The organism is Intrasporangium sp. (assembly GCF_040414665.1).
Taxonomy (GTDB): domain Bacteria; phylum Actinomycetota; class Actinomycetes; order Actinomycetales; family Dermatophilaceae; genus Intrasporangium.
In genome coordinates this window covers 1-4,893 of sequence record NZ_JBEDUL010000076.1, presented here as the reverse complement: position 1 = coordinate 4,893, position 4,893 = coordinate 1, and the positions used below count along the sequence as shown (strand labels likewise).

Here is a 4,893-nt window from a genome sequence, read left to right as displayed (position 1 = left end):
CCCGGGCCGCGGCCAGGGCCCGCTCGTGCCCGGCCAGCTGCTCACCGAGCACCGTGCGCAACGCGCCGTACGCGGCCACGATCCGCCCGTCCAGCCGGGCCCGGTCCGCCTCGAGGTCCTCGATCTGCGCGAGCAACGCCCCGGACGCGTCCTCCAACGACAACCCCACCGAGCCATCAACCGAGCCATCAACCGAGCCGTCCACCGGGTCGCCCACCCGCGTGCCGGGCCGGCCGGGCTCGGGCAGGGTGACCCGCAGCGCCCACGGCAAGCCGCGTTCACCCGAGCCGAGCGGCACCCGCTGCAGGCCGCACCCGGCGCCGAGCAGGACGCGCTCGATCCGGTCTCTGTCGGTCTCGACGAACGGCATCAGCGGTCCCTCCCTCCCTTACGGCGCGACCTGGCTACCCCTATTCCAACATATGTTCGAGAGTCGCCGCAAGACTTTTCCACAGCGGGTCTCACGCGGACTTGGCTGCAGCGCAAGGGAATCGATCCACGGGACCAAGGTCAGCGGCATACGGCATCCTCTGCTTGTCGTGGCATGCAGGCCTTTTGGCCCTTGGCGGCAGGAGGACGGTCGAAGTCCGATGGGCGCAGGAGGTTCACCATGCACCAGACCATCACCTCTGGCCGGACCACGTCACCGGGACTCGGCTGGTTCAGCCTCGCGACTGGGCTCGTCACCCTCATCACCTTCGCGATCGCAGTCACCACGCCGCCGCGATCCGGGCCCTTTTGCACGAGTGACTGCATCGGGCCGCCGTACACCGACGCCGCGCAGTTCGTCCCGCGAGACTACGTGTGGATGTATCCCGCAATCGTCGTCGCCGTGTTCTTCCTGGCACTTCTTATCGCGATCGAGGCGTACGCCACCGCGGGCCGCGTCGTGCTCGCCCGCACTGCGACCGGTCTCGGGATCATCGCCACGGCGATCCTTGCCATCACCTATGGCCTCCAGCTCACCGTCGCCCAGCCGAAGCTCGCCCGAGGTGAGACCGACGGACTGAGCCTGCTGACGCAGTACAACCCGGACGGCCTCTTCATCGGCCTCGAGAACGTCGGCTACACCGGAATGGCGCTGGCGTTCCTGCTTGTGGGCCTGGCGATCGAGCCATCAGGGCGTTCCGATCGGGTGCTCAGATGGATCCTCGTCACGGGTGGCGTCGCCACGGTCGTCGCCCTGGTGGTCTTCAGCGTCGCCTTTGGCACCGACCTCAGCTACCGCTACGAGGTCACGGCGATTGCACTCACGTGGCTCACTCTCGCACTCGTCGCGGCGACGCTGGCTCGGCAGCACCTCCGTCCGGCGCTCAGCCGCGGTGTGGTTCGAAGGTCGCGGTGAAGTGACGCAGGGCGGGCGGCTCTGACGTGATCCGATAGCCCGGCAGTGACGGTGCCTCCGCAGCGAGCCGCTCGCAGACCTCGATGACGTAGTCGATGTGGCTCTGTGTGTAGGTGCGTCGCGGGATCGCGAGGCGCACGAGGTCCATCGACGCCGCCACCTCCGACCCGTCGGGCTGGCGGCCGAACATCACCGTGCCGATCTCGCAGGCGCGGATGCCGCCGAGCTCGTACAGGGCGACGGCGACGGCCTGGCCCGGGTACTCGAGCGGCGACAGGTGGGAGGCGAGCGCCCGTGCGTCGATGTAGACCGCATGTCCACCGATCGGTGTCAGGACGGGGATGCCGCGCTTCTCCAGCGCCTCGCCGAGGTAGGCGGTCGAGCGAATCCGGTAGCGCAGGTAGTCGTGCTGGACCACCTCGCGCAGACCCTGCGCGAGGGCCTCGAGGTCCCGCCCGGCCAGCCCACCGTAGGTCGGGAAGCCCTCGGTGAGGATGAGCATGTTGCGACACGCCTGCGCGAGTTCGTCGTCGTTCATCGCGAGCCAGCCGCCGATGTTGCCCATCGGGTCCTTCTTGGCGCTCATCGTCATCCCGTCCGCCAGGCCGGCGATCTCGCGAACGATGTCCGCGACGTCGCGCCCTCCCTGCCCCTCCTCGCGCTCGCGGATGAACCAGGCGTTCTCCGCGAACCGGCAGGCGTCGAGGAACAGCGGCTTGCCGTGGCGGTCGCAGATCTCGCGGACCGCGCGGAGGTTGGCCAAGGAGACCGGCTGGCCACCACCGCTGTTGTTCGTGATCGTCATCATGACGCAGGGAACATCGTCGGCCTGCTCGGTCAGCAGCGCCTCGAGAGCTCCAAGGTCCATGTTCCCCTTGAAGGGGTGCTCGCTCGCCGCCTCGCGACCCTCCGGGATGACGAGGTCGAGCGCTCGCGCGCCGGTGGCCTCGACGTTGGCACGAGTCGTGTCGAAGTGGGTGTTGTTGGGCACGACCTTGCCCGGCCCACCGAGCGCGGAGAAGAGGATCTTCTCGGCCGCGCGGCCCTGGTGGACCGGGATGACGTGCTCGAAGGGAAACAGCTCGCGGACCGCGTCGACGAAGACGTAGTAGGACGGCGAGCCGGCGTAGGACTCGTCCCCACGCTGGATCGCAGCCCACTGGTCGCGGCTCATGGCGCCGGTGCCGGAGTCGGTCAGCAGGTCGATCAGCACGTGCTCGGCGCGGAGCTGGAACAGGTTGTAGCCCGCGGCCTTGACGTGCTCGCGGCGTTCGGCTCGGGTCGTCATGGTGAGCGGCTCGACGGAGTGGATCCGGAACGGCTCGATGATCGTGGTGAAGGGTGCGTCGTCCATGCCAACAGATTGGCCGTATGCCGCTGAGCTTGGAAGGCGCGATGGGCATCCTTTCGACGTGGCTGGCTTCCGATCATGACGTGATCGGAGTCGCTGGGTCATGAACGCAAAGCCTGCCTCTGCGGGCCTGTCGCTGGGGGCCGGAAGAAGCGTCGAAGCGGTGGGGTACGCTCCTCATGTTTAATACGGATGTCGCCGTGATTATTGTAAGGGAGGACCGTTGCGCAGCCAGTCAGAACCAGATCCCGAAGCGCAGGACGTGCTCGCCGAGACGACGGAGATCCTCGTGAAGGCGCTGCGGGCGCTCGGGAAGGCCGGGCATCCCGACGCGGCGAGCCGCCTTGCGGCCAAGGCCTGGTGGGCGCTGCGCACCTCCCGACCACGCGAGGCCGAGCGGGTCAACGGCGCGATGCACTTCCTCGCCCGGCTGCCCGTGGAACCTGACGCACAACCGACCGAAGCACCTGCTACGAAGGAGACCGCATGACCACCGACCCCCAGCTCGACGTCCGCTCGGAGGCGCCGGCCCGGCGCCACACCCTCATCCTCGACACGTATCAGGCGCTCGCTCCCGGAGCGGGGTTCGAGCTGGTCAACGACCACGATCCGAAGCCGCTCTTCTACCAGTTCGATGCCGAGTACAAGGATCAGTTCACCTGGGACTACCTCGAGGAGGGGCCGGAGGTCTGGCGCGTGCGCATCGGGCGCCCGGCGGCCTGACCGAAGAACCGCCATGATGGGGCGGTGGACCGCGTCGACTGGCACATCCTCAGCGAGCTGCAAGCGGATGCCCGGCTGTCGTTCAACGAGCTCTCGCGGCGGGTGAAGCTGTCCGCGCCCGCGGTCGCCGATCGGGTTCGCCGCCTCGAGGACACCGGTGTCATCAGCGGCTACCACGCACAGGTCGACCTCGAGCGCGTCGGGAGGCCGGTCCGGGCGGTCGTCGTCATGGACTGCTACGGGCCGACCTGCCTCCTGCGAGATCCGGAGGTGGCCACCTGGCCGGAGGTGCAGCAGTTCTACCGGGTCACCGGGCAGGGGTGCTCCGTGCTGGTCGTCGCGACGGCCTCGATGGAGGCCTTCGAAGAGCTCATCGACCGGCTGGCTCGCTATGGGCGTCCCAGCAGCAGCATGGTCCTCGCGGACCAGCTCCCTTGGAGTCCCGTTCAGCCCGTCCATTCGCCCTGACGTCCAGCGGACAACGTGGCACGCTGTGGCGCATGCCACGGAGCCGGAGACACGGCGAGTACGCGCCCCTGCGCCCAGGTCAGCCGGACCGCCGGCCCTGGTTGCGCACTGCCCAGCTCAACACCGCGGGCTGGTCCGCACTGCTCGGCGTGTGCGCCGCTGCCGGGGGTGTCGGTGTCCTGCTCGCGCGGGCGCTCGGCCTCCCCGGCTCGTCCGGTCTGGCCCTGACAGTGGTCCCCGTGGGCGCCGTCGTCCTGGCAGACCGGAGGCGATGGGCCGACATGGAGACCAGTTTCGGGTGGGGCGGCTCTGTCGCAGAGGTCTCCCGGGTCGTCGAGGAACTCCGGAACCGGGGGGTCGACGCGCAGGTGCGCCCGGAACCCCAGTACGAACAACCATGGTGGGACCGCATCGACACGCCACCGGACGCCGAGCCCACCGCTTCTCTCGTCTACACCAACCGGCACGCAGCCACGGTCCGGGACGTCCTCCGCTCGCACGGCCTCGACCTGCCTAACCAGTGGTGACCCGCGTGACGGGAGCGCCCGGCAGCCAGCGTCGGGCCGACATCCAGGGCCTTCGGGCCGTCGCCGTTGCCGTTGTCATCGCCTTCCACGTCTTTGGCTGGCCCACGGGTGGCTTCCTGGGGGTCGACGTGTTCTTCGTCGTCTCGGGTTTCGTCATCACCGGTGTGCTCCTGCGGGCGCAGGAGCACACCGGCCGCATCTCACTGGGCGCCTTTTGGAGCCGCCGCGCCCGGCGGATCCTTCCCTTGGCCCTCATCGTCATCGGGGCGGTTGTCGCGGTGCTGCCGTGGGCCTACGGTCCGGCCAAGACCGCGGCCGTACGAATGGATGCGCTCTTTGCCGCGATCTTCTTTGGCAACTGGCACTTTGCGGCGAGCGCTGACAGCTACTTCGACCAAGGCTCGGCACCCTCGCCACTGCTCCACTTCTGGTCCTTGGGCGTTGAGGAACAGTTCTACCTGGCCTGGCCGCTGCTCGTG

8 protein-coding genes are annotated in these 4,893 nt (G+C 68.7%); 6 read left to right on the top strand and 2 right to left on the bottom strand.

What is annotated here, in order from left to right:
- The coding region (locus tag ABF401_RS08675) for a hypothetical protein (protein ID WP_353509146.1) at positions 1-370 on the bottom strand (370 nt) is incomplete at its 3' end.
- Between the two features lie 240 nt (positions 371-610).
- Here ABF401_RS08675 and ABF401_RS08670 point away from each other — a divergent pair.
- On the top strand, positions 611-1,345 hold the full coding sequence (locus ABF401_RS08670; protein ID WP_353509145.1) for a hypothetical protein: 735 nt from the start codon (positions 611-613) through the stop codon (positions 1,343-1,345).
- Here ABF401_RS08670 and ABF401_RS08665 read toward each other — a convergent pair.
- Complete coding sequence (locus ABF401_RS08665; RefSeq protein WP_353509144.1) at positions 1,314-2,699, bottom strand: tryptophanase; 1,386 nt, start codon at positions 2,697-2,699, stop codon at positions 1,314-1,316. The genes ABF401_RS08670 and ABF401_RS08665 overlap by 32 nt on opposite strands.
- Before the next feature lie 220 nt (positions 2,700-2,919).
- Between ABF401_RS08665 and ABF401_RS08660 the strand changes: the two genes are divergently transcribed.
- From ABF401_RS08660 to ABF401_RS08640, 5 genes are all read left to right on the top strand, one after another.
- Positions 2,920-3,186: a hypothetical protein gene (locus ABF401_RS08660; RefSeq protein ID WP_353509143.1), complete on the top strand. Its 267-nt coding sequence runs from the start codon at positions 2,920-2,922 to the stop codon at positions 3,184-3,186.
- Entirely contained in the window at positions 3,183-3,419 is a 237-nt protein-coding gene (locus ABF401_RS08655; protein ID WP_353509142.1) for a DUF2249 domain-containing protein, read from the top strand. Before ABF401_RS08660 ends, ABF401_RS08655 begins: the two co-directional genes overlap by 4 nt.
- Positions 3,420-3,443: 24 nt before the next feature.
- Positions 3,444-3,887 (top strand): Lrp/AsnC family transcriptional regulator, encoded by a 444-nt coding sequence (locus ABF401_RS08650; RefSeq protein WP_353509141.1) that lies wholly within the window; start codon positions 3,444-3,446, stop codon positions 3,885-3,887.
- Between the two features lie 32 nt (positions 3,888-3,919).
- Positions 3,920-4,414 (top strand): hypothetical protein, encoded by a 495-nt coding sequence (locus ABF401_RS08645; protein WP_353509140.1) that lies wholly within the window; start codon positions 3,920-3,922, stop codon positions 4,412-4,414.
- A gap of 5 nt (positions 4,415-4,419) precedes the next feature.
- Positions 4,420-4,893 (top strand): acyltransferase family protein (locus ABF401_RS08640; RefSeq protein ID WP_353509139.1); only part of this gene is annotated, 474 nt, incomplete at its 3' end.

Bases quoted from the DNA above. Each gene is read 5' to 3' on its own strand.
- ABF401_RS08655 (WP_353509142.1), top strand. From the start codon at position 3,183: ATGACCACCGACCCCCAGCTCGACGTCCGCTCGGAGGCGCCGGCCCGG.
- ABF401_RS08645 (WP_353509140.1), top strand. From the start codon at position 3,920: ATGCCACGGAGCCGGAGACACGGCGAGTACGCGCCCCTGCGCCCAGGT.
- ABF401_RS08665 (WP_353509144.1), bottom strand. From the start codon at position 2,699: ATGGACGACGCACCCTTCACCACGATCATCGAGCCGTTCCGGATCCAC.
- ABF401_RS08670 (WP_353509145.1), top strand. From the start codon at position 611: ATGCACCAGACCATCACCTCTGGCCGGACCACGTCACCGGGACTCGGC.